26 protein-coding genes are annotated in these 22,059 nt (G+C 49.6%); 2 read left to right on the top strand and 24 right to left on the bottom strand.

From position 1 onward, the window contains the following. From H8876_RS02005 to H8876_RS01990, 4 genes are all read right to left on the bottom strand, one after another. On the bottom strand, positions 1-418 hold a 418-nt coding region (locus tag H8876_RS02005; RefSeq protein ID WP_249286315.1), incomplete at its 3' end, for a D-alanyl-D-alanine carboxypeptidase family protein. Positions 419-468: 50 nt separating this feature from the next. Then, positions 469-1,083 (bottom strand): SMC-Scp complex subunit ScpB, encoded by a 615-nt coding sequence (gene scpB, locus H8876_RS02000; protein ID WP_177264940.1) that lies wholly within the window; start codon positions 1,081-1,083, stop codon positions 469-471. A gap of 3 nt (positions 1,084-1,086) precedes the next feature. Next, positions 1,087-1,983: a segregation and condensation protein A gene (locus H8876_RS01995; RefSeq protein ID WP_249286314.1), complete on the bottom strand. Its 897-nt coding sequence runs from the start codon at positions 1,981-1,983 to the stop codon at positions 1,087-1,089. Between the two features lie 42 nt (positions 1,984-2,025). Beyond that, positions 2,026-3,180 carry a radical SAM protein gene (locus H8876_RS01990; RefSeq protein WP_249286313.1) on the bottom strand — a complete coding sequence of 385 codons (1,155 nt, stop codon included), beginning with the start codon at positions 3,178-3,180 and terminating at the stop codon, positions 2,026-2,028. A gap of 172 nt (positions 3,181-3,352) precedes the next feature. Between H8876_RS01990 and H8876_RS01985 the strand changes: the two genes are divergently transcribed. Next, complete coding sequence (locus tag H8876_RS01985) at positions 3,353-4,621, top strand: ferrous iron transporter B (RefSeq protein ID WP_249286312.1); 1,269 nt, start codon at positions 3,353-3,355, stop codon at positions 4,619-4,621. A 426-nt stretch (positions 4,622-5,047) separates the two neighbouring features. Here the strand turns inward: H8876_RS01985 and H8876_RS01980 are convergent, their stop codons facing one another. The 15 genes from H8876_RS01980 to H8876_RS01910 all read right to left on the bottom strand — a co-directional run bounded on the left by H8876_RS01980 (position 5,048) and on the right by H8876_RS01910 (position 16,888). Next, positions 5,048-5,299 (bottom strand): TM1266 family iron-only hydrogenase system putative regulator, encoded by a 252-nt coding sequence (locus H8876_RS01980; protein WP_177264936.1) that lies wholly within the window; start codon positions 5,297-5,299, stop codon positions 5,048-5,050. A 59-nt stretch (positions 5,300-5,358) separates the two neighbouring features. Beyond that, positions 5,359-5,796 (bottom strand): ATP synthase F1 subunit epsilon, encoded by a 438-nt coding sequence (gene atpC / locus H8876_RS01975; RefSeq protein WP_249286311.1) that lies wholly within the window; start codon positions 5,794-5,796, stop codon positions 5,359-5,361. Positions 5,797-5,814: 18 nt separating this feature from the next. Further along, positions 5,815-7,206, bottom strand: a complete 1,392-nt coding sequence (gene atpD, locus H8876_RS01970; RefSeq protein ID WP_249286310.1) for a F0F1 ATP synthase subunit beta — start codon at positions 7,204-7,206, stop codon at positions 5,815-5,817. A 9-nt stretch (positions 7,207-7,215) separates the two neighbouring features. Then, positions 7,216-8,082 carry an ATP synthase F1 subunit gamma gene (gene atpG, locus H8876_RS01965; RefSeq protein ID WP_249286309.1) on the bottom strand — a complete coding sequence of 289 codons (867 nt, stop codon included), beginning with the start codon at positions 8,080-8,082 and terminating at the stop codon, positions 7,216-7,218. A gap of 36 nt (positions 8,083-8,118) precedes the next feature. Continuing rightward, positions 8,119-9,636: a F0F1 ATP synthase subunit alpha gene (gene atpA, locus H8876_RS01960; protein ID WP_177264628.1), complete on the bottom strand. Its 1,518-nt coding sequence runs from the start codon at positions 9,634-9,636 to the stop codon at positions 8,119-8,121. Between the two features lie 12 nt (positions 9,637-9,648). Next, on the bottom strand, positions 9,649-10,188 hold the full coding sequence (atpH, locus tag H8876_RS01955; RefSeq protein ID WP_177264627.1) for an ATP synthase F1 subunit delta: 540 nt from the start codon (positions 10,186-10,188) through the stop codon (positions 9,649-9,651). Then, positions 10,176-10,688 carry a F0F1 ATP synthase subunit B gene (atpF, locus tag H8876_RS01950; RefSeq protein ID WP_177264626.1) on the bottom strand — a complete coding sequence of 171 codons (513 nt, stop codon included), beginning with the start codon at positions 10,686-10,688 and terminating at the stop codon, positions 10,176-10,178. The genes atpH and atpF overlap by 13 nt, the downstream gene beginning before the upstream one ends. 58 nt (positions 10,689-10,746) lie before the next feature. Then, positions 10,747-11,013, bottom strand: a complete 267-nt coding sequence (gene atpE, locus H8876_RS01945) for an ATP synthase F0 subunit C (protein ID WP_177264625.1) — start codon at positions 11,011-11,013, stop codon at positions 10,747-10,749. Between the two features lie 19 nt (positions 11,014-11,032). Beyond that, the gene (gene atpB, locus H8876_RS01940) at positions 11,033-11,764 is read right to left on the bottom strand and encodes a F0F1 ATP synthase subunit A (RefSeq protein ID WP_177264624.1); all 732 of its coding nucleotides are present in this window, start codon (positions 11,762-11,764) and stop codon (positions 11,033-11,035) included. A gap of 2 nt (positions 11,765-11,766) precedes the next feature. Then, positions 11,767-12,225, bottom strand: coding sequence for an ATP synthase subunit I (locus H8876_RS01935; RefSeq protein WP_177264623.1), 459 nt, complete (start codon positions 12,223-12,225; stop codon positions 11,767-11,769). A 209-nt stretch (positions 12,226-12,434) separates the two neighbouring features. Next, a complete protein-coding gene (locus H8876_RS01930) occupies positions 12,435-13,829 on the bottom strand; it encodes an MATE family efflux transporter (protein WP_249286308.1) in 1,395 nt (464 codons plus the stop codon). Beyond that, the gene (locus H8876_RS01925) at positions 13,789-14,913 is read right to left on the bottom strand and encodes an MraY family glycosyltransferase (protein ID WP_249286307.1); all 1,125 of its coding nucleotides are present in this window, start codon (positions 14,911-14,913) and stop codon (positions 13,789-13,791) included. Before H8876_RS01925 ends, H8876_RS01930 begins: the two co-directional genes overlap by 41 nt. Beyond that, positions 14,913-15,371 (bottom strand): deoxycytidylate deaminase, encoded by a 459-nt coding sequence (locus H8876_RS01920; RefSeq protein WP_177264620.1) that lies wholly within the window; start codon positions 15,369-15,371, stop codon positions 14,913-14,915. Before H8876_RS01920 ends, H8876_RS01925 begins: the two co-directional genes overlap by 1 nt. Next, on the bottom strand, positions 15,364-16,152 hold the full coding sequence (gene truA / locus H8876_RS01915; RefSeq protein ID WP_249286306.1) for a tRNA pseudouridine(38-40) synthase TruA: 789 nt from the start codon (positions 16,150-16,152) through the stop codon (positions 15,364-15,366). The genes H8876_RS01920 and truA overlap by 8 nt, the downstream gene beginning before the upstream one ends. Positions 16,153-16,204: 52 nt before the next feature. Beyond that, positions 16,205-16,888 (bottom strand): prepilin peptidase, encoded by a 684-nt coding sequence (locus tag H8876_RS01910; RefSeq protein WP_249286305.1) that lies wholly within the window; start codon positions 16,886-16,888, stop codon positions 16,205-16,207. Positions 16,889-17,068: 180 nt separating this feature from the next. On the opposite strand from H8876_RS01910, the gene H8876_RS01905 reads away from it, so the two are divergent. After that, complete coding sequence (locus H8876_RS01905; protein ID WP_177264617.1) at positions 17,069-17,476, top strand: Hpt domain-containing protein; 408 nt, start codon at positions 17,069-17,071, stop codon at positions 17,474-17,476. A 110-nt stretch (positions 17,477-17,586) separates the two neighbouring features. On the opposite strand, the gene H8876_RS01900 is transcribed toward H8876_RS01905, so the two are convergent. The 5 genes from H8876_RS01900 to H8876_RS01880 form a co-directional block, all read right to left on the bottom strand. Then, positions 17,587-18,444, bottom strand: coding sequence for a DUF4097 family beta strand repeat-containing protein (locus tag H8876_RS01900; RefSeq protein ID WP_249286304.1), 858 nt, complete (start codon positions 18,442-18,444; stop codon positions 17,587-17,589). A 2-nt stretch (positions 18,445-18,446) separates the two neighbouring features. Beyond that, a complete protein-coding gene (locus tag H8876_RS01895) occupies positions 18,447-19,085 on the bottom strand; it encodes a DUF1700 domain-containing protein (RefSeq protein ID WP_249286303.1) in 639 nt (212 codons plus the stop codon). Next, positions 19,078-19,479, bottom strand: a complete 402-nt coding sequence (locus H8876_RS01890; protein ID WP_346727823.1) for a PadR family transcriptional regulator — start codon at positions 19,477-19,479, stop codon at positions 19,078-19,080. The genes H8876_RS01895 and H8876_RS01890 overlap by 8 nt, the downstream gene beginning before the upstream one ends. Before the next feature lie 285 nt (positions 19,480-19,764). Next, positions 19,765-20,496, bottom strand: coding sequence for a cysteate racemase (gene cuyB / locus H8876_RS01885; protein WP_249286302.1), 732 nt, complete (start codon positions 20,494-20,496; stop codon positions 19,765-19,767). 93 nt (positions 20,497-20,589) lie between these two features. Next, complete coding sequence (locus tag H8876_RS01880) at positions 20,590-21,825, bottom strand: carboxylate--amine ligase (protein ID WP_249286301.1); 1,236 nt, start codon at positions 21,823-21,825, stop codon at positions 20,590-20,592. Positions 21,826-22,059: the final 234 nt, after the last annotated feature.

The raw sequence follows: 22,059 nt of genomic DNA, 5'->3' as shown, positions 1-22,059 counted from the left end.
TATAAGAGACAGCGTTTCCAGACACCAGCATCATACCGTATAGCAAGTCCTCTATAGAGATTTTCTCACCGGCTTTCAGGTACAGAGACGACCCTTCCACCCCCTCTGCTTCCGCCGGGACCTCAACCTTCTGGTCGAGAGGACTGTCATACTTCTCCAGGATCTCCAGGGTCAGCAGTGCTGTCATGATCTTTGTGGTACTGGCAGGATACGCTCGCTGATCGGCAGCTTTTTCATACAAAACTCTCCCTGTATCCCCATCGACCAAAATCGCCTGTCCCGCTGATATGGCAAAGTCCGGCGCACTGGTCCACATCACATCGCCATGCCTTTGCGCACAAATATACATGCCCGTCAAAACGACTACCAGAGTCATGATGATCGCAATAGTTTTCTTTCCCTTTTTCAAAAATTCCATAAAAAAATCCTCTCTGTCATATTACGCGACAGAGAGGACGGATATTCCATTTATTTGTCTGTGCGATCCGGTTCTGCCTGCGACAGATCGATGGAGATCTGCTGGCTGTAAAGTATATCATTTTCGCCGTTTTCCTCATCGAGCGCCCCCTCGATATCCACGATATCCGGCAGCTCCTTGAGAGTGCTGAACCCGAACTGCTTCAGAAATTCATCGGTGGTGCCATACAGGATCGGACGTCCGACAGCATCGGATCTGCCGACTTCCGCCACCAGTTTTTTCTTGCCCAGGCCTTCCAGCACGCGGTCGCATCGGATCCCGCGGATCGATTCGATCTCACCTTTTGTCACCGGCTGTTTGTACGCTACGATCGCCAGCACTTCCAGCGCCGACTGCGATAATTTTTTATGTTTCACCGGCGTGCAAAGCCGTTCTATATAATCTATGTTCTCCGCCCGGGTCACAAACTGAAAGCACTTGTTTACCTCACGGATCACGATCCCGCGGCCTTCTTGTTCATACTCTTCCTGCAATTCTTTAAAATACGGATAGATCTCTTTCTTATCCATATTAAAAACTTCAGCCGCCTCCTTGATATCAAGGGGCTCGCCCCATACGAACATCATGGATTCGATTGCAGATTTTATGGTTTTCTTTCCTGCCATGGCCTACTCCTCTCTCTCTTCGGTGCTTCCGGCATCTCCGGCACCCTCGGCGCTTCCCGTTCTCATGCTTCCGGCATCTCCGGCACCCCCGGCGATTCCCGTTCTCATGCTCCCGGCATCTCCAGCCGCTTCCGGCTCCGTGCTCCCATCTTCTGCAAAGAGTTCTTCCGCTGCTGTAACGGTGATGTCTCCAAACAAATACTTCTGCTCTGCATCCACGCGACGCTGCTTCATCATTTCCAGTACAGAAGCAAATGTCACGGCAACATCGTATTTGTCATCGCGTTTATGGATCAGTTCCCGGAAATCCGCTTTTCGCTTCGGATCACTGCGGAAAAATTCCTGGATATCGTCCATTCTATGCTCCTGGGTCAACCGCTGCTTTTCTGATCTTCTGTGGTGCTCCCGTATCTCTTCCAGCTTTTTTTTGCGCCGCAGAAACTGCTCGAAAGCCGTTTTGAACTTTTCGATATCGAGGCTGAGATACTCGTCCGGCTCTCCTGTATATGCCGCAAGATCCTCCTGCGGTTTTTCCAGGATCTTAGCAGTATGCTCTTCGCAAGCCTCCAGCATTTCGGAGATCCGCTTGAATTTTTTGTACTCCAAAAGCTTTGCAACCAGCTGCGTCCGTGGATCTTCGGCGACTTCAGCACTTCCTTCTTCCGGCACTGCCCGCGGCAGCAGCATCTTGGATTTGATCTCCAGCAAAGCGGCCGCCAGCACCATAAACTCCGATGACACGTTGACATCAGTGATCTGCATGGCTTTCACATGCTCCATATATTGTTTTACGATTTCCGAGATCTGAATGTCGTAAATACTCATCTCCGCATGTTCAATGAGGTAGACGAGCAGATCGAACGGTCCCTCGAAAACATTGAGTTTCACTCTGTAGCTCATTCATACTCCTTGTTTCAGACGCGCAAAATCACCGCGCCCGCCTTAAATATAGCGCCCGATCAGCGCGTTCATTTTTTCTTCCCATTCATAAGGATCCGGGATCGCACGGATCAGACTTTCGATTTGATCGACACGGCTCTGGTCCAGATATTTCATATCCCCAGGTCCGTTGACCAGTGCCATCCGGCGTGCTGCCTGATACAGCCGTTTCTCGTACTCCGGCTTGTTCAGGTATCCATCGATCATGTCCAGCATTTTCTGCCTGTCCAGCACGATATGCCCTTCGACTCCCTGCAAAAGATTTATGATATGATCGCTGACCACCCGGGTGTCGATTTCCGGCGCTCGTTCTATGACGGTCCTGATTTCCAGCAGCTTTTCTTCGTCGCTGCAAAGGGTCAGCTGACCGTTCTGGTAATCCTCATACAGTCCTGTCCCCGGTTTGACCGCTGCCGTCCGGATCCTGAGAAAATCCGGCCCGATCTCGTTGATGACATGAGACGTACCTTCTGCGTTTTCTTTTGTCAGTTCTTTACCGCCAACACCCGGCATAAAATAAACCGAAAGTTCGATGCCTCCGGCTTTGATATTCTTTCCAGCCGTGATCTCCTGCTGCTGCGTGACGCCCTTGTTGATCTTCTGCAAAACCGCATCTGAACCGGTTTCAAAACCGGAATGGATACGATCCAGCCCGGCTTCCTTCAGCTCTGCATATTCTTCTGCGCTGACCCGCGACAGGTTTTCTGCACGTCCATATGATGTGATCCGCTTGATGCCGGGGAATGCCTGCTTCAGGTAGATCAACACATCTGAAAGCCTCCCGCTGCTGAGGGCTGTCGTGTTGCCATCCTGCAAAAATACATTTTCTCCGCCGCCTACCAGCCAGTTGGCCACCATGTAAAAACACTGTCGTTCTTCTTCTGACGGTATCTGTCCCAATTCCTGATTTAGTCCGTCGATATCCCACGCACCCAGTGGCGTCTGATATCTGCGGATGATATCCGCCTGATATGCGATGTTATCTATATCGGCCTTGATGCTGTCCGCACTGTAAGCCTTGAATTTCGTATGACGATACAGCTGGCAGAATTTGCACTTATTCCATGTGCATCCGTTTGTCACCTGCAGAAGCAGGCTGTTCGCTTCACTGGGCGGGCGGATCGGTCCGATCCGAAAAGTTCTTTCCTGTTGTTCCATTCCAATACGCTCCTTTATCAAAATGCGGCAGCTTTGCGCTCGCAACGCATATACTCATATGTAATCATTATACCGTTCAATGGAGGAAAGGTAAACTGAAAAGTGCGCAGAGTGTACTCGCAAGTACACAAAATGAACTTTATTTCTGGAATGGCAGAAGGAGAAACACGCCATGAAACCGAAGCTTTGTAAGAAAAAGCACACACAAAGAAACCCTCGGCGGATCCTTTGCAGCAAGACTATATTGGCGGATCGCCTCTTTTTGAATCGTTATTTGGCGATCCCTGTGTTTCTGATCATACTTGGAGGGATCTTTTACTTCACCTTTGAGATTTCCGAAACTTATTTGACTAAACCTCTGGCATGCCTGCTCCGTCGGCTCACCGACCTGCTGAGCCTGAAGCTGGCGAGCAGCGGGATACCCTTCTGGATCCACGAGCTAATCATCCATGGGATCTGTGCCGGCGTCGGCAGCATTCTCTCGTTTCTACCGACTATTGCGACTCTGTTTTTCTTCCTGTCCCTGCTGGAACACAGTGGCTATATGGATCGGGCGGCACGGATCCTGGACCGCCCCATGAATCAGATCGGCCTTAGCGGCAAAGCCATCCTGCCTCTGGTCACCGGCTTCGGCTGCAGCGTCCCCGCGATCCTGGCTGCCGGAATACTTTCCTCTCACCGTGATCAAAAGCTGACCATTGCCATGATCCCGTTTCTGTCCTGCAGTGCAAAACTGCCGATCTACCTGATCCTGACGCAAGTATTTTTTTCAAGCCATCGCGTCCTCGCCATGCTGCTGATCTATCTGACCGGGATCCTGCTGGCAGTCTGCTATGCACTGCTTTTAAGCCGTATCCGCTTTCGTACCAGTCTGCCGCTCGCGACCTGGCACATGGCGCCCTACCAGATACCCCGGGCAAAAACTATTTTTCGGGACGTGCTTCAAAACAGCCTCGGTTTCGTCCGCAAGGCATTTACTGTGATCCTGATCGCATCCGCTGTCATCTGGATCCTGCAAAATTTCACGCCGGCTCTGGCCATGACGTCCGACAGTCGCGAAAGCATGCTGGCCTGTCTTGGGCGATTTCTCTCACCGCTTTTCGCACCTCTGGGGTTTGATGACTGGCGAGCGGTTTCGGCTGTCCTCACCGGACTTTCTGCAAAGGAGTCCGTCGCCGGCACGTTTTCCATCCTGGCGCAAACTACGGCTGGCGGCTCCGTTCCGAGGCTTTTGTGCGATGTTTTCACCCCGGCCTCCTCCTGCAGCTTTCTCGTATTCTGTCTGCTCTACGCACCATGCATTGCCTCTCTCACTGCCATCCGCAAGACCTGCGGCAAATGGCGGTACGCCGTTTATACTGCATTGTTTCAGACGGCTGTTGCGTGGGGGATGGGCACTGTGGTGTATCAGACAGGAAGGATCGTGTTTGGAATGCTGTAAAATATCCTGTAATGCAGGTGATTCGCGTTCCAGGGTATTGTTAGCGGAAAAAATACCACAGATTTTACTATCAAAGCCAGAAATGTTATTTTGCCTTCTATCGGCACCGCCCGAGGCCTGAAAACTATCCCAATCACTCGATCACATTTTATTCAGGATAATCAGTTCAGTTTCGATTCCCTCATAATACCCTAACCTGCGACTTTTATCCATGTCAGGATAGCCTCACTATCCTACCACCAAGATTTTTTCCGAATCGTGGTATTGCAGGGTAGCCAGACACACAACCACGATTCGCGGAAACGAGGTGCTCGAGCAGGTTTTCTTCCCCGCCCACCGGTTGGCCAGCGCTAACCCGCTTTTGTTTTAAGCCCTCTACTCTTCCATACAAAAAAGCCGCCGCAAGCGGCAGCTTTTTTATACTCTTTAATTCTTCGAATAAATCGTTTTTGTGCTGACTCCTTTGAGTGCGCCCAGCTTTCCAGAAAGTGCACTCACCGTGTCCTGATCCGCTTCCATCGCAATGCTGATGATGGAAATGGATTTCTGAGGATGAGGGATCCCCATCCGTCCGATGATGTAATCACGGTACTGGTGCAGAAGCTGGTTCAGTTCTTCTACTGATCCGGCGTCTTCCACGATTATCCCGATCAGCGCTGTTCTCGTATTTTCACCCATAATGCGCTCCTTTGTTTGTCGCCCGACAGGGCGTCATTGACGCACCCCGGGGCGCTCCTTTAGTGTTTTCTACGTCTTCCGCCACCGGCAACATCTGCTCGCAGTTCTGCTTTCGCGATGGATGTTCTGGCACGAAGGATCTCGTCCGGTGTACCGTCTGCTTCATGATCCCGCAGCCATTCTTCAGCACGAGATTTCTCAGCGTTGACACGCTCCATATCGATATCCTCGGCCCATTCTACCGCGTCAGTATAGATGATGATCGTATCCTTGACGTCGATAAAACCGCCGGCGATGGCAGCCACCTTATAGGAATTCTTTGCAGCGCCCTTCTCCTGGATCCACATTTCACCGATGTCCAGAAGCTTGCACGCCCAGGCATGACCTTTCATAAATCCCTCGTCACCTTCCAGAGTACGGACGATCACGAGTTCTACATCACCCTGATAAAACTTTTTTGAAGGAGTAATTATTTCCAGTCTTACGCTGCTTGCCATACCAGATCCCTCCTTCTCCTATTTCTTGCTCTTCTCGTACTTCTCGACAACTTCATCGATACCGCCTGCGAAGAGGAACATCTGCTCAGGAATTTCGTCGTGCTTGCCTTCCAGGATCTCGCGGAAGCCGCGAACGGTTTCCTTCAGCGGCAGGTATTTACCTTCCATGCCGGTAAACTGTTCCGCTACACTGAACGGCTGAGACAGGAATCTCTGGATCTTTCTGGCTCTGTTTACGATCAGCTTGTCGGAATCAGCCAGTTCATCCATACCTAAGATGGCGATGATGTCCTGCAGTTCCTTGTAGCGCTGCAGCACTTCCTGCACGCCTCTGGCCGTTTCGTAGTGCTCCTTGCCCAGGATCAGCGGATCCATGATTCTGGAAGTGGATTCCAGCGGATCTACTGCCGGATAGATACCCAGCTCTGTGATGGATCTGGAAAGTACGGTCGTCGCATCCAGGTGGGCGAACGTCGTCGCCGGAGCAGGGTCAGTCAGGTCGTCGGCCGGTACGTATACCGCCTGAACGGAAGTGATGGATCCCTTCTTCGTGGATGTGATTCTTTCCTGCAGTGCACCCATTTCTGTTGCCAGGGTCGGCTGATATCCTACTGCGGACGGTACACGTCCCAGCAGTGCGGATACTTCAGAACCTGCCTGAGTGAAACGGAAAATATTGTCGATGAACAGCAGCACATCCTGATTTTCTTTATCACGGAAATATTCTGCCATCGTCAGCCCGGTCAGTGCAACACGCATTCTGGCACCAGGCGGTTCATTCATCTGTCCGAATACCATGGCCGTATTTTTGATTACGCCCGACTCGATCATTTCGTAGTACAGGTCGTTACCTTCTCTTGTACGTTCGCCTACGCCTGCGAATACGGAAATACCGCCGTGTTCTCTCGCGATATTACTGATCAGCTCCTGGATCAGTACGGTTTTTCCTACGCCGGCACCGCCGAACAGACCAACCTTACCGCCCCTGGTGTACGGCGCGATCAGGTCGATTACTTTGATACCTGTTTCAAAGATCTGTGCGGAAGTATCCTGTTCTTCGAAAGACGGAGCCTCTCTGTGAATGGATGCTACCAGATCTGTGTCGACTTCTCCCTTTTCATCGATGGTTTCACCGATTACGTTGAACATTCTTCCCAGTACTTCCTTGCCGACAGGTACCTGGATCGGTGCCCCCGTATCCACGGCTTCCATGCCTCTTCTGAGTCCGTCGGTCGAGGAAAGAGCGATACATCTCGCTACATCGTCACCCTTATGCTGAGCGACTTCTGTCACGATGGTCCTTCCCTGGAATTCTATATTCACGGCATTCAGCAACTCAGGCATCTCGTCCTCATTGAACTTGATATCGATTACAGGTCCTATAATCTGATGTATTTTTCCCTTGTTCATTTTCGCCTCCTAATTTTGTGCCTCGGAACCGGCTACGATTTCTATGATTTCATCTGTGATCGCAGACTGCCTTGCCCTGTTGTAGGTGAGGGACAGCACATCCAGCATTTCTCTGGCGCTGTCGGTGGCGTTTTCCATCGCCATCCGTCTGGCGGCATGCTCACAGGTCGCCGATTCTACTACTGCCGCATACAGCATCATCTCTACATACTTCGGAACCAGGTAGTTGAACACAGCCTCTACCGATGGTTCATATTCCACCGTCTTGGCGTTGCGGATCACTTCCGGATCGTGTTCTACGTCAAACGGAAGAAGTCTCGCCGTCCGCACCTGCTGTTCCATGGAACTGATAAAGGATGTATAAACGAGCTGGATCTCGTCGATTTCACCCTTCGTATACAGATCCAGTAAAGGCAGCGCCATTTCTCTGGCTTCCAGGAACGAAATATTCTCCGGTGGAGCCAGGTAGTGACTGAAGATCTCATAGCCGCGCTTTTCAAAGTATTCCTTGGCCTTCATTCCGATGGCCAGGATCACCGATTCGCTTCCGCTCATGTCGATCATGGACTGCGCTTCCTTGAGGATGCTGCTGTTGAACCCGCCGCAAAGTCCTCTGCTGCTGGTTACAACGATATAACAGGTTTTTTTGATCTCCCGGGTCCCTTCCAGATACTCTTCCGGGATATCCTTGCTGTTATTAAAGATTTCGCTTATTGTATGAGTGATATAGTGTGAGTTTTCGTTTGTCTTTTCGAAGATCGCCTTCGCCTTCCGAAGCTTGCCGGCAGATACCAGCTTCATCGCGTTAGTGATGTGCTCAGTACTGGTGACGCTCTTGATCCGGCGTTTTATATCACGTATATTTCCTGCGGCCACTCTCACACCTCCCTTGTGTTTTTCTCATTTGAAAAGCTATACATTCGTGCTCAGGAACTCCTTCTTGCAAAGTTCCAAGGCTTCCTTCAGCTGTGCATCTGTAGCATCGCTGATCACGCCTTCGCTGCGAATGGCTTTTCCTACCTGTGGATACTGGGTGTCCATAAATTCAAACAGCTTGTGTTCGAAATCCTTGACCTGTTCCACTTCGATATCGTCCAGCACATGATTTACGGCAGCGTAAATGATCATGACCTGCTTTTCTACCGGGATCGGCTGATACTGCGGCTGCTTGAGGATCTCCATCAGCACCTGGCCGTGATCCAGCCGCGCCTTGGTATCCGCATCCACGTCGGAACCGAACTGTGAGAAGCTTGCCAGTTCTCTGTACTGCGCCAGTTCCAGCTTAACGGAGCTGGCTACTTTTTTCATTGCCTTGATCTGTGCGTTACCTCCTACACGGGATACGGAAATACCTGCGTTAACGGCAGGTCTCTGCCCTGTGAAGAAGAGTTCTGTTTCCAGATAGATCTGACCGTCCGTAATGGAAATTACGTTGGTCGGGATATAAGCCGATACGTCTCCTGCCTGGGTTTCGATGATCGGCAATGCGGTAATGGATCCGCCGCCCAGTTCATCGGAAAGCTTGGCCGCTCTCTCCAGCAGTCTGGAGTGGAGATAGAAAACGTCTCCCGGATATGCTTCACGGCCAGGCGGTCTGCGAAGCAGCAGGGACATGGCTCTGTAAGCGACCGCATGCTTGGACAGGTCATCGTATACGATCAGAACATCCTTGCCCTGATACATGAAGTATTCTCCGATGGCGCATCCTGCGTACGGTGCGATATACTGCAAAGGTGCTACGTCAGACGCTGTTGCGGATACCACGATGGTGTAATCCATTGCACCCTTGTCTTCCAGATTCTGTACCAGCTGTGCTACCGTGGATTTCTTCTGTCCAATAGCAACGTAGATACAGATCACGTCTTCACCCTTCTGGTTTAAAATAGTATCGATGGCGATGGCTGTCTTACCAGTCTGTCTGTCACCGATGATCAACTCTCTCTGTCCTCTTCCGATCGGAATCATAGAGTCGATGGCCTTGATTCCTGTCTGCAGAGGCTGGTTAACGGATTTACGCTGCAAAACTCCCGGCGCCGGGTATTCTATCGGACGCGACTCGCTGCTTACGATCGGGCCCTTGCCGTCGATCGGCTGTCCCAACGCGTTTACAACACGTCCCATCATCGCATCTCCTACCGGCACTTCTGCTACCTTGCCGGTCGGTTTTACGATATCACCTTCCTTTATTTCCCGGTCAGAACCCATGATTACAACACCAACGTTGTCTTCTTCCAGGTTCATGGCCATACCATATGTATTGCCCGGGAATTCCAGAAGTTCACCCGACATACAGTTTTCCAGACCGTATACTCTGGCGATACCGTCACCTACCTGGATAACGGTCCCAAAGTCGGAAATTTCCAGCTGATTTTTATAGTTTTTTATTTGTTCTTTTATGACTGCGCTTATTTCTTCCGGTCTCAGGTTCATTTCTTCTCCTCCCTAATTTAAATTAATTTGACTTTCGAGATCGTCAAATTTCTTTCTGATGGACGCGTCTATGATCCGACCTTCTACCAGGATCTTAAAGCCTCCGATCAGTTTGGGATCTATTTCATTCGTCAGTCTTACATTCATCTGCAAAAGCTTGGATACATCCTGCTCCAGCTCTTCGATCCGCTTCTTGTCCAGCGGAACTACTGAATACACTGTACCGTAGGAATATCCTTCTTCTTTTTCCATAAGACTCTTATACACCTTTATGATTTTCGCAAGATGCATCGTCCTTCCTTTATCGATCAAAACGTAAAGGAAATTCAGAAATTCCTCGCATACATTCCCGTCGAATATCTTCTCGATCGTTTCTTTCTTTTCTCTCGCCGATATCGCCGGATAGTTGATAAAATTCTGAAGGTCCGGGTTGTCCCGAAGTACTTCGAGCACCCAGTCGGCATTCTTTGCGATCTCATCTCTTTTTCCCACGTCTTCTGCCGCTTCATAAAGCGCACTTCCGTAGGTAAGATCAACTGTTAATTCTGCCATCCTGTACTCCTTGCTTTATTTATCACTTCATCCACGATTTCATCCTGACCGATATTCTGGATTTCTCGTTCTACGATTCTCTCAGCAGCCAGCATCGCCAGAGCAGCAACTTCCTTGCGCATTTCTTCCATGGCTTTCTGCTTCTCTCTTTCGATGTTTTTCTCTGCTTTGTTCATTATCTCAGTCGCCTGCTTGTTGGCATCTTCTATTATTTCTCTTGCCTGTGCATCTGCCTTTATCTTAGCGTCACGGATGATCTCTCTTCCTTCTGCTTCTACATTAGCTATACGCTTCGTGTAGTTCTGCATCTTTTCGTCCGCTCTTCTGTTTACAGCTTCTGCACTGTCAAAGGCGTCCTGGATGGAGTTGGATCTCGTCTCCATAAAGTTCTTGACTTTCTCAAAGAAGAACTTCTTGAGTACGAGGAACAAAACAATGACTGTGATCCAGATCATTATAATCGACCAGTTTATCTCTATCAGGCCTGTGTACTCCATCATTCATCGCCTCCTTCCCTGTCATATGATTTCATACAATTTACAGTTTTAGGAGTCTCCCCTACAGTAAGCCAACCAGTGGGTTTGCAAACATCAGGATAATGGAAACTACGAATGCGAAGATGGTCGGTGTTTCTGATACACCCTGACCAACCAGCATGATCTTTAAGATATCACTCTGGGCTTCCGGCTGTCTTGCTACGCCTTCAACGGCTCTACCAGCTGCATAACCCTGTCCAATACCTGTACCAATACCGCAGATCATTGCCAGACCTGCACCAAGTCCTGATAATCCCAGTACAAAAGCTTCCGGTGTAATTCCTGTCATGATAATATCCTCCTTGTTGTTACTCTTCTATATGATCGCTTAAAGTAATAGCTTCATTGGCCATAAATGCCATGGTTAACATTGTGAATATGTACGCCTGCAGCACAGGTTCGAACATATCAAAGAACGCGTTTGCCGGTAATGGGAAAATGGCGTCCAGAATCGGTATGCCCACAAACTGCAGCGAAAGTGTTGCCAGTCCGCTGTATACAAGAGACATAACGATCATACCTGCCAGTATATTACCGAACAGTCGCAGACCCAGCGAAAGCGGCGTCGAGAACATCTCGATCAAGTTGATTATAATCATAAACGGATATGGAGAGCACATATGCTTCAGCTTGCCTCCAACACCCATGAACTTGACTCCTGTCCCCTGGATCAGGAAAAATGTTGTGATCGCCAGTGCGAACGTACAGTTCAGATCCGACGTTACCGGACGGAATCCAAACAGTCCCAGCAGATTCGAAAGCAGCATGAAGAAAAATATCGATGCCATGTATGGTGCAAAGACCGTTCCGAGCTTAACGCCCATGACAGACTGTACCATGCTGTACGCTTTTTCTACCACGAATTCTGCAATCACCTGCTTGCCTTTCGGAACCCGCTGCAGCTTGCTGGCTGACCAGCACGCCAGGATCCCGATGACCAATGCCACGATCACGCCCCAAACGACAGTCTCTGTTATAAAAAACGAGCCATCGCCGAAGATAAAGACCTTTTTCGGTCCCAGATGCGATAAATCATGCATAGCTAATCCTCCTTTCTGCCCCAGTACTCGTCATCCTTCTCCTTGTCCTCCTGCTCGTACATTGCCTGCACTTCCGGGCGAACCTTTCGCTTCGTATTGAAGTCCGGCTTGACAGCATTGAAGTAATAGAGAGGAACTTTTGGTGCGAGTATCCCGATCAGGCAGCCTACCCAGCTGGGAGTATGTCCCTGTTTGACCGAGATAAAAAATACTGCACAATATATCAATATCCTGATTACAAAGCTTATCGTCGAAAATCCCGCATTGCCGCTGTCCAGCATCTTTTGTAAAAAGAATGCCAGCAGCCAGAAATTCACCAGTGCCGCGGCAAATCCCGCAAGCAGGAAAACGGTAAACCCGATATCAAAACCAATAATAAAAAGGGATACTATTTCACAGACAGCGATAACTGCCAGACCATAAATCGCGACTTGTTTTTTTAGCTTGCTGACTTCATCCATTTTGTGTTTTTTCTCCCTTGCTTATTTTTCGATTTGTATATCATTATACACCTATTTGCTGTAATTGTGAAATACTTTTTTCAATTTTATCAAATATTAACAATCCCTACATTTTCAGCGGTTTCAGCAAATCGATTCCTTGATTTATATGCTGTGTTTTTTTAATATCATGTACGATTTTGCTGATTTTTTTCGAAATCGCTGTTCCCCTATAGGGCAATGTTTTCGATGACATTTTTGAGCCATTTTTTGCTCAGATACCTCTTCGTCAGTATCATGGCTTTCACAACCTCTTCGCTTTTCACTGCCAGCACCGCAATGTAGATCGGCCAGTGCAGATACAGTGATGTAAGAAACGCCAGCGGCACACCGATCAGCCACACCGTCCCCGTTTCTGTAAGCATAGCAAAACGGGTATCGCCTCCTCCTCTCAGAGTCCCCGTAACGTGCATGGCATTATAAAGAGTCAGCCACAATGTTGCTCCGTACACCATCAGGATCTTTTTCGCATAGACAGCGCCTTCCGGTGTGAAGTCAAAGAGCCTTAGGATCGGCTCTCCCATGAGGATGACACCGCCACCCATGACCAGTCCTATGATCAGTCCCACCATAATGATCTTTTTTGACATGGCATAAGCCAGCTCAAGCTTGCCTTCTCCCAGTTTCTGTCCAATGAGGATCAGGATGGCATCTCCAATGCTGAATGCCGCCAGAGAAAACAGATTGTTGATGGTATTGCAAGCCTGTATCGCCGCCCCCTCCGTGATGCCGATCCGGGCAAATGCCGCCACATAAAGAGAGGTGCCCAGCCCCCAGAGCGTTTCGTTCGCAGTCGTTGGGAGCGCATTCCTATAGATCCGTTTCGCCAGATCCTTTCCATAACTGAAGAACTCCGAAAGCTTTCCGGCAATCTTATTCTTTCTGCCGAACACCACGAAGAGGATCAGTCCCATCTCCAGCAGCCTTGCGATAGACGTTGCCAGCGCCGCACCGTCGACGCCAAGAGCCGGAAGCCCCAGCTTGCCAAAGATCAGAAGATAATTCAAGCCGGTGTTGGTCGCCAGAGCCACTGCACTGGCATAAAGAGGCAGCCTGGTCTGCTGAGTCGCCCGCAGCGCAATAGTAAAGGGCTGCGTCACTGCCAGCATCAGGAATGTCGGCGCTCCTATACGCACATAGCTGCATCCTTCCTCTATCACCTCCGGGAATTTAGTAAAGATCCTCAGGATGTACTGCGGGAAAGCCTCCGCTGCAATAAAAAAGAGCAGGCCTATCCCCATTGCTATCGTCAAGGTAAAGCCTGTTGTTCTTCTGATATTTTTAAAGTCTCCCACACCATAGAACTGGGAGATAAACGTAGCTGCACCGCCAGAGATGCCGTACAGCAGCATCCAGTAAACAAAAAAGATCTGCACCGATACTCCTACCGCATTGAGCTGCAGTTCGCCCAGACTTCCCACCATCAGATTATCGATGAGGCTGAGGCTGGATCCAATCAGGCTCTGCAGTGCAATAGGCAGCGCGATCTTACGCAGCATGGAAAGAAGCTCCCTTGTTTTAATGTCATTCAATGTCTGCTGATTTTTCACTTCCGTCCCTTTCATTTTCTGTCCTGTTTATTTCTTTATCCTGTCCGCCAGTTCTATCTTTTTCCACGCAATGCAGATGCTGCGCCGTATCACTGCCCAGCAGAACATACAGAAGAATCGCCGCAATAAGCAGCAGTCCCACGCATTCCACCATCAGTCCGCGGCTGTAAAGGACCGCCATAACACCCAGAAGCCCGCTGATGCAGTACATGATCATGACCGCGCGACGCTGCCCGTATCCTGCTCTCAGGATCCTGTGGTGCAGATGCTCCTTGTCCCCTCTGCCGATGGGCTGTCTGCGGATCACACGACGAACGATAGCAAATACCGTGTCAAAAATCGGCAGACCGAGTACCAGCGCCGGGATCACTACAACGACCATCGTCGTCGTCTTTACCGCTCCCATGATAGAGAACGCTGCGATCGAAAACCCCAGAAGCTGTGAGCCTCCATCGCCCATAAAAATCTTTGCAGGATGAAAATTATACGGCAAAAATCCAAGCGCCGCTCCTGCAATCACCATCATAGCGACCGTCGGGATATAATGCCCGTGGATATACGCCACATACCCGATGCAAAGCGCCGAAATGGCTGCGATCCCCGCCGCCAGGCCGTCCAGACCATCCACCAGGTTCACTGCATTGGTGATCGCCACCAGCCAGAGCACGGTGACCCCAAAGCAGAGCACATCGCCAAAAGCCATGTTTCCCGGCCCGAAATAGTTGGTGATAAATTCGATCCGAAGCCCCATCGCATAGACGACGACCGCGCTTACGACCTGCCCGGAAAGCTTGACGACAGGCTTGAGATTTTTCAGGTCATCTATCAGACCCAGTATATAGATCAGCGTACATCCCGCCATGGCGGCAGGCACGCCTTTATCTTCTGCTGCAAAAGTCGCAAGGGCTACCATCATACCGGCAAAAATAGCGATTCCGCCGAATCTTGGAATCGGCTTGTTATGCACACGCCTGTCATCTTTAGGAACATCCATTGCCCCGATCTTAGGCGCGATCCAGATGGCAAAGGGCGTTGCGATGCATGCCACGGCAAAGGCCAGCAGAAACGGCGCCCATAACATAAAACTGGTTGCTGTCACTATGCTTCTCCTAACATTACGATTTTCAATCCGGCTTCCTGCAAAATACCTACCGACATTTCATCAGGATAGCCTTCCTTTACTACGATTCTTCTGATCCCTGCATTTATGATCATCTTCGCACAGATGATGCAGGGCTGGTGGGTGATATAGATCGTCGCTCCTTCGATACTCTGTCCAAGAGTCGCTGCCTGAATAATGGCGTTCTGCTCCGCATGGAGCGCTCTGCAAAGTTCATGCTTCTGACCTGACGGGATCCCCAGCTGCTGTCTCAGGCAGCCGCCTTCCCGGTCTCCGCAGTGATCCAGACCTCTCGGTGCACCGTTGTAGCCTGTGGCCACGATATGCTTTTCCTGCACGATCACAGCTCCCACGTGTCTGCGCAGACATGTGGATCGTCTGGCGGTCAGCACGGCCATTTCCATAAAATATTCGTCCCAGCCGGGTCTGTTATCCATAAAGTTCTCCTTCTTCATAATACACTTTCGCCAGATAAAGTCCAAATGGCGGCGCAGTATGTCCCGCTACCTGACGATCCTTTGCATCAAGGATCTCCGTCATCTGTTCCGGGCATATTCTGCCGCGCCCCACATCGACCAGCGTCCCCGCAAGGATCCGAACCATGTTATAGAGAAATCCGTCTCCCGTAACATGGAGTTCCAGCAGATCTTCTTTCTGCAAAAGTTCCAGCCTGTAGATCGTCCTGACGGTGGACTCCCGCGGCGTGCTGCCGGAGGCTTCAAAGGATTTGAAGTCGTGAGTCCCTGCAAGGAGCTTTGCAGCCTGACGCATAGCGTCCGCATCCAGCGGTTCCGCCACATGATAGACGTAATTCCGCTGAAAAATATCGATTGTCTGTGTGTTTCTGATTTTATAAATATACGTCTTGCCTCTGGCGTCGAAGCGAGCGTGAAATTCCGGAGGTTTTTCTTCTGCCTCAACGATCCGCACCGGCGATATGGCGAAACTGCCCTTCTCACAGCCGCACAGGGCATTGTTTACTACCTGCGCCAGTTTTTCGACAGGGATATTCACATCGGCTTTAAAGGAAGCCTGCTGTCCCAGAGCGTGTACTCCGGCGTCTGTCCGGCTGGTTCCGTTGAGCAGGATCTCAGTCTTGAACAGCCGGGAAAGGACGGTTTCCAGGTGCCCCTGCACCGTGGGTTTGTCAGGCTGCCTCTGCCATCCGTGAAAGCCTGCGCCATCATAGGCAATTTTCAGTAAAATATTTTTATCCATTTTATAAGTATATCAAATTTGAAAGGGTTTGAAAAGTAATAGGTTCGCTCTGTTACAAAAACGGCCACACAATAAAAATATAAAAAATCCCCATGCCGCAAATATATGGGCCGAGAGGTTTCGCATCGTCTTTCTTCGCACGCCCGGAGGCCATGGCAATGGCCGCACCGATCCCGCTGAGAAGCGATGCTCCTATGAGCACTACTACGGTTCCCGTCAACCCGAGGGCAAGCCCCAGACAGGCGAAAAGCTTGACATCACCAAAGCCCAGGACTTCCTTTTTGAACGCTGCGCCGCCCAGTACGCCCACCATAAGCATGACTCCGCCGCCGACGAGCGCCCCCAGAAGAGGCTGCATCAGCCCGCTTTGGTACGGGATGAAGCCAAACGCCGAGATAGCCAGCATGATGACGAACTGATCCGGTATGATCATATATTTCAGATCTGCAAGCCCGATGATCAGCAAAGCCCAGCATGCAAAAAGTCCCGCCGCCGCGAACTGCACGTCAAAAAACGACAGCCGGATCAAAAGGCAGCTGAATCCCGCCGCATAGATCCATCTCCAAGGAAAGCCCTTGACCCTCTGGATATGAGGATCTGTAAGCTCCGCCGGAGGCTTTGCATCATAATCGGAAAGCCAGGCTGCCGGCATTTTATTAAATATGTACACCGCGCCAAATCCTGCCAGGACACCCAGCACAAGAGATGCCGCGATCTTGATCAATATCGTAATCATATCTTCCCCCATTTCCAATTCATTGTATCAATTTCCGGAAAATACTACAACACCTATTTGAGAGACTTGTCGAACCGTGTCGGAATTTGATGAACGATTGCTGTAGAAATATGGTATATCCTGCCTTACAATGAGATTGTAACGTTAATCTGCGGCAACGTTAGGAATGGAGGGGGCATTATGGAATACATATGGTCAGAACCAAATGCAGAACAGAACGCAAGCACCAGTATCTGTGATGTGGATCAAGGGATCCGGAACATGGGGAACAATCCGGATCTGTTTCGAAAGCATTTCAACAAGTTCAAAGAGAATAGCGGCAAGATCGTGCGGGAGCTTGACAAGCACATCAGCAACAGCGATTATTCCAACGCATCTATCCTCTGTCACTCTATCAAAGGGCTGTCGGGAATGCTGGGACTTACGACACTTCATCTGCACATGAAAGATGCGGAGTATTTTTTTCACGAACTGGCACAGCAGCTTGAGCACGCACCGGACGCGCTGATCCACGCGCACAAACACGTGCAGAAGATCACTCATCAGCTGGTCATCGATCTTGGACAAGTCTGCGAAACGGAATTCTAAGGCGTTCTTATGCAAAAACAGAGAATCCCAGGTCGCTTCTGATCTGTGGATTCTCTGTTTTTTTGTCTTTATTTTGTGGATTTCCGGTAAGCCGGCAGCAGTCTTCCGTTTTATTTGCTGCCGAATCTTACGTTGACATCACCATCATCTGACTGAAGGGCCATTTTGTATGGGCCTGCTCCCAGCGTAAGTGTTCCACCGTCTTCCTTCGTCGTACCACCGACTTCTACATCGCCATAGCTGGATCCGGCGCTGACGGTATACTGACTTTCTGCAAGCCTTGTGAAGATTTCGATATCACCATACTGACTGCTTATATTGACGTCTCCGTTAAAAGTACCGTCCAGCTCGCAGTCTCCATCCTTCAGGTTCACCGAAAGTGTCGTACAGCTCACATGATCCCCTTCTATATCTCCATAATCCAGCTCCGCATTTAACGTGCCGATCTGGCTTCCTGTCAGGTCTACATCTCCGTCGCTCAACTTCAGCACTGCACTGTCTATGGTCATGTTTTGCAGGAGTACATCTCCCCAGCTGAGATCTGCATCCACGGTTTTGATGGAAGACGGATCCTTGCGTGTGATAACAAGTCTAGGCGAACTGTCTTCTGAAGAAAAATTGATGAGCGTATGCTTGTCATAGCTATAGTTTACCAGCAACGTGCCATCTTTCACTTCCATCTGATAACTCCCCATATCCTTCGGATAGATCAGCTTGACCGAATCTTCACTGCCTTTCACGATATCCAGATCCGCATCTCCCGTCACTTTGACCGCATCGAAAGTTTGAGACGGATCCAGCGTCTGCTGCTGTTCCTCTTCTGCCGGACCTGCGATCCATGTATAACGTGTTGCCAGTTTATCTATGCTGCTGATACCGCCTGCTGCTGCTCCAATGATGGTAAGAAGCAGACCGGCACCAACTACGATCCCGCAGATGATCAGAAATTTTTTCGTTTTCTTTCCCATTGTTATACCTCCTCTTTATACGTCCAGTCAGCCGCATCTTTCTCTTGTTCAAGTTTCCTCGCCTTCCGTTTCTCATTGCTCCGCTTGATGGCACCGATGGAAGCTGAAACAAGAGCTTTGATCCCCCATACGACCAGCCAGCCCAGCAGAGCTGAAACGCCCAGTCCTGCAAGGCCGATCCCCAGCAGCATGATCCCCGTGGAAACAGCAGCCGGAAAAGCCAGTACTCCCAGTACCAGAAAAGCGATACTGGCCGCTGCCGCCCCGATAATCCCTGCGATCACACCTGCTGCACATCCTACAAATGTTATAAATGCAGCAACAGCTACACATACCAGCACGATAGCGACCGGTATGGAGATCGGCGCCGAGCAGATGCCCACGATAGCCCATTTGAACGCAGACCATCCTTTTTTCGCTGTCGGCATCTCTTCCTGATCCAGCTGCTGCATCGCATAGTCCGCCTTGATCTGTCCTGCGATTTTTTTCGGATTACCCAGATTTTCCAGTACCTGCTGTTCCTTCTGCGGACCTGCTTCATCAAAGTATTCTTCGTAATATTCAAGCGCTGAATTGCGTTCGTCCTCCGGGAGCCTGCGCAGCTCCGAGCGGAGTATTTTCATAAATTCTGCTCTATTCATCATCATTCCCTCCCAGTTTTTTTTGATTTTCATTGTCTGTGCCTGACGCGGAATCATCTGCGTCAGATGCAGCCTGAACCGGATTGTCTGCATCGCCTAAAAACGTTTCTATTGCCGTCTTATAGTCGATCCACTGAAGCTTGTATTCTTCCAGTTTGGCTCTGCCTTCTTCCGTGATGCTGTAATATCTTCGGTTCCTGCCCTGATACGGTTCATCGTAAGTCTTACAGAAATTTTCTTTCTGCAGTCTGCGCAGCACCGGATACAACGTGGACTCCGATACCACGATGGCTTGTTTCATGGACTGGGTGATCTCATATCCATAAGTATCTCCCCGTGTCAATATCGCCAGAGCACACGCATCGAGCAGGCTGGATTCAATTTTAAAAGCCATAGCGTCCTCCTTGTTTTCATTAGTTTTATTGATTTTATCGCGATGGACATCAGCCCGCAGCATCATCTGAATGCTGCGCCTGGTTCTATGCCCTTCGTTATTCAATACTATACGCTATATAATATTATTTGTCAACACCTAAGCATAATTTATTTGTCGCATCAGCCTCATTGATAAAGAACAGCCTCATGCAAAAAGGACTTTCTGAATGGCACCACCATATGGCGGCTGTTTTCAGAAAGCCCTTTTCTTGTATTTGCTTATTCATTTTTAAAAATCTTCCACTTAATCGCGCAGCTGTTTCCCGCTTTTTAAGACGGTGCTGCGAGCCAGCACCCACAGGGAATCGATCACGTCTTCACAGGTTTCTCTCAGTTTCAGATCTCTATAGATGACCGAAAGCTCCGTACATCCCATGATAACTGCGTCGCAGCCTTTGCCGCGCATATGGTCGATGACCTCCATGATTGCCTCGCGGCTCACGGGATAGCCCGCTTTGATTTGGTCGTAGATCATGTGATTGACCTTTTTCTGAAATCCCGGATCCGGCGCAACGCATTCCACGCCTGCCGGTTTGCCGTAAAAGCTGTAAGTCCCGGAAGAGATCGTTCCTTCCGTTGCCAGGATCCCCAGTTTCTTTATCTCGCGAGGGATCTTTCGCTGCGATCCCTGCTTTTTCGCATAATCAATCGTCTCTTCGATGATGTTGAGGACAGGGATCTGGACGGAATTTCTGATGTCTTCAAAGAAATAGTGCGCGGTATTACATGGGATCACGACGAAGCTGCAGCCTGCCGTTTCCAGCATCTGCGCGTCCTTCACCATGGCGTCCATCGGCGATTCCGAGCTTTCTCCCAGGATGAATCCGGTCCTGTCCGGGATCGTGGCATGATTGGAAACCAGCATATCGATATGTTCCTGATCTTTGGAGGCGTCCGTCATTTCGATGATCATTTCCATGAAATAAACGGTGGCCAGAGGTCCTACACCGCCCAGCACGCCTACTGCGTTCTTCATTCTCCCTCACCTGCTTTCTGCTGCCGCCCGCAGGCGGCTTTGCATCCTCTTCTGCCCCGGCGTCCTCTCGGAACGCATCGGGCTGCACCAACCTTATTTGATGCCTTCCAGTTCCATGAACCGTTTAAATCTCTTTTTCTGGGTGTGCATGAAGTACTTGACGTAAAGCTTGTGGATGATGTTGCGTTCCCCTTTGTAATCGATCGGGTTGCTGACTTTACCTTCTCTGTAAAGGCGCTGCACCTGTTCTTTCAGCTCAAGTGTTCCGCAGTAAGCCAGGACGATGGATTTCGGCACGACAGTGTAAAGGTTCTCGTTATCGGCGATAACGATCTCGTCGTCGAATTCCTTGTGGTAGATCAGATCGTCTACGATCCATTTTACAGCGTTGAAGCCGCTTCCGGTAACGTAGAAATTGCTTCTGCCGAGCCGCGTATTGATTTCAAAATAACGGTATTTGCCGTCTCTTTCGTCATATTTGATATCGAAGTTTGCAAAGCCTGTGTACCCGGTTTCTTCCAGGAATCGGATGGACTTGTCCATGACCTCGCGATCCACCTGGTTGATGATGGCCACTGGATTTCCGATAGCTGCGTCCCCATGATCTTCCAGGATCGTGTGTCCGAACGACATGAAGCGCACTTTTGAATCCTGATCCACGTAACAGGTCAGGATGTGCATGTAGTTATCGTCTCCCGGTATGAAATCCTGGATCAGGAATTTGTAGTTGTAAGAGCTTTTTTCCAGGTTGGAAAGCATGGTTTTCAGCTCATCCATGGAGTTGAACTTGAAAACTTTTTTCTTGCCCGGGAATTCCGCATAGTGGTATTCCGCACTGCTGGCCGGCTTGGCAATGACCGGGAAATCAAACGGCAGATCCAGTTCCGTTTTTTCCTTCACGTCGTAAACGAATGTCTTCGGGTAGTCCACACCGGTCTTCTCGCAGATGTCATAGAAGCTGTCTTTTAGCACCAGCTTGTTGAGCAGTTCTTCCTGGATATACGGGATCACATAATATTTTTCCAAAGTATCTCTGTTTTCGATGATCATGCGTACATACCAGTCTCCGCATGCGATCAGGATCAGTTTTTTCTTGCCCAGGTACTGCTCACCCAGCGAGGTAAGTCGTTTCAGAAATGTGTCCAGATCATTCATCTTCGGCTCTATGATATTATCAATGATGCTGGAGTAGGAGTTGAGCCAGTTTTTCACCGTACTGATAGCGATGGATTTGATGCCGTATTCCTCATGGAATGAGCGCGCCAGGCTATACGTGGTGATATCTCCTCCCAGGATCACCGGGATAAATTCCAGTTCTTTTGCTTTCATATTTAAATGCTCCTCATTTATCTTGATTTATTGTTATCTTGTCTTGACCACATTAAATCATACCATTTTTTTATTAGATTTGCAATGGAATATGGCGGGCTGGGCGAGTGGGGTGTGTAGGATTACAATACATGTGTTACAACTAAATAAAGAAAAAGCGGAAACTTCAATTCTGTGTTAAAGTTAAGTTACCACACAAAACCATACACTGGAGGTTTCCGCATGACAAGTATA

Origin of the sequence: Lentihominibacter faecis (genome assembly GCF_014306095.1) — a bacterium.
GTDB classification, from domain to species: Bacteria; Bacillota; Clostridia; order Peptostreptococcales; family Anaerovoracaceae; genus Lentihominibacter; species Lentihominibacter faecis.
Note: the sequence above shows the minus strand (reverse complement) of the source record. Positions and strands in the feature narration are given on the sequence as shown.

Bases quoted from the DNA above. Each gene is read 5' to 3' on its own strand.
- scpB (WP_177264940.1), bottom strand. From the start codon at position 1,083: ATGGCAGGAAAGAAAACCATAAAATCTGCAATCGAATCCATGATGTTC.
- H8876_RS01995 (WP_249286314.1), bottom strand. From the start codon at position 1,983: ATGAGCTACAGAGTGAAACTCAATGTTTTCGAGGGACCGTTCGATCTG.
- H8876_RS01990 (WP_249286313.1), bottom strand. From the start codon at position 3,180: ATGGAACAACAGGAAAGAACTTTTCGGATCGGACCGATCCGCCCGCCC.
- H8876_RS01985 (WP_249286312.1), top strand. From the start codon at position 3,353: ATGAAACCGAAGCTTTGTAAGAAAAAGCACACACAAAGAAACCCTCGG.
- H8876_RS01980 (WP_177264936.1), bottom strand. From the start codon at position 5,299: ATGGGTGAAAATACGAGAACAGCGCTGATCGGGATAATCGTGGAAGAC.
- atpC (WP_249286311.1), bottom strand. From the start codon at position 5,796: ATGGCAAGCAGCGTAAGACTGGAAATAATTACTCCTTCAAAAAAGTTT.
- atpD (WP_249286310.1), bottom strand. From the start codon at position 7,206: ATGAACAAGGGAAAAATACATCAGATTATAGGACCTGTAATCGATATC.
- atpA (WP_177264628.1), bottom strand. From the start codon at position 9,636: ATGAACCTGAGACCGGAAGAAATAAGCGCAGTCATAAAAGAACAAATA.
- atpH (WP_177264627.1), bottom strand. From the start codon at position 10,188: ATGGCAGAATTAACAGTTGATCTTACCTACGGAAGTGCGCTTTATGAA.
- atpF (WP_177264626.1), bottom strand. From the start codon at position 10,688: ATGATGGAGTACACAGGCCTGATAGAGATAAACTGGTCGATTATAATG.
- atpE (WP_177264625.1), bottom strand. From the start codon at position 11,013: ATGACAGGAATTACACCGGAAGCTTTTGTACTGGGATTATCAGGACTT.
- atpB (WP_177264624.1), bottom strand. From the start codon at position 11,764: ATGCATGATTTATCGCATCTGGGACCGAAAAAGGTCTTTATCTTCGGC.
- H8876_RS01935 (WP_177264623.1), bottom strand. From the start codon at position 12,225: ATGGATGAAGTCAGCAAGCTAAAAAAACAAGTCGCGATTTATGGTCTG.
- H8876_RS01930 (WP_249286308.1), bottom strand. From the start codon at position 13,829: ATGAAAGGGACGGAAGTGAAAAATCAGCAGACATTGAATGACATTAAA.
- H8876_RS01920 (WP_177264620.1), bottom strand. From the start codon at position 15,371: ATGGATAACAGACCCGGCTGGGACGAATATTTTATGGAAATGGCCGTG.
- truA (WP_249286306.1), bottom strand. From the start codon at position 16,152: ATGGATAAAAATATTTTACTGAAAATTGCCTATGATGGCGCAGGCTTT.
- H8876_RS01910 (WP_249286305.1), bottom strand. From the start codon at position 16,888: ATGATTACGATATTGATCAAGATCGCGGCATCTCTTGTGCTGGGTGTC.
- H8876_RS01905 (WP_177264617.1), top strand. From the start codon at position 17,069: ATGGAATACATATGGTCAGAACCAAATGCAGAACAGAACGCAAGCACC.
- H8876_RS01900 (WP_249286304.1), bottom strand. From the start codon at position 18,444: ATGGGAAAGAAAACGAAAAAATTTCTGATCATCTGCGGGATCGTAGTT.
- H8876_RS01895 (WP_249286303.1), bottom strand. From the start codon at position 19,085: ATGAATAGAGCAGAATTTATGAAAATACTCCGCTCGGAGCTGCGCAGG.
- H8876_RS01890 (WP_346727823.1), bottom strand. From the start codon at position 19,479: ATGGCTTTTAAAATTGAATCCAGCCTGCTCGATGCGTGTGCTCTGGCG.
- cuyB (WP_249286302.1), bottom strand. From the start codon at position 20,496: ATGAAGAACGCAGTAGGCGTGCTGGGCGGTGTAGGACCTCTGGCCACC.
- H8876_RS01880 (WP_249286301.1), bottom strand. From the start codon at position 21,825: ATGAAAGCAAAAGAACTGGAATTTATCCCGGTGATCCTGGGAGGAGAT.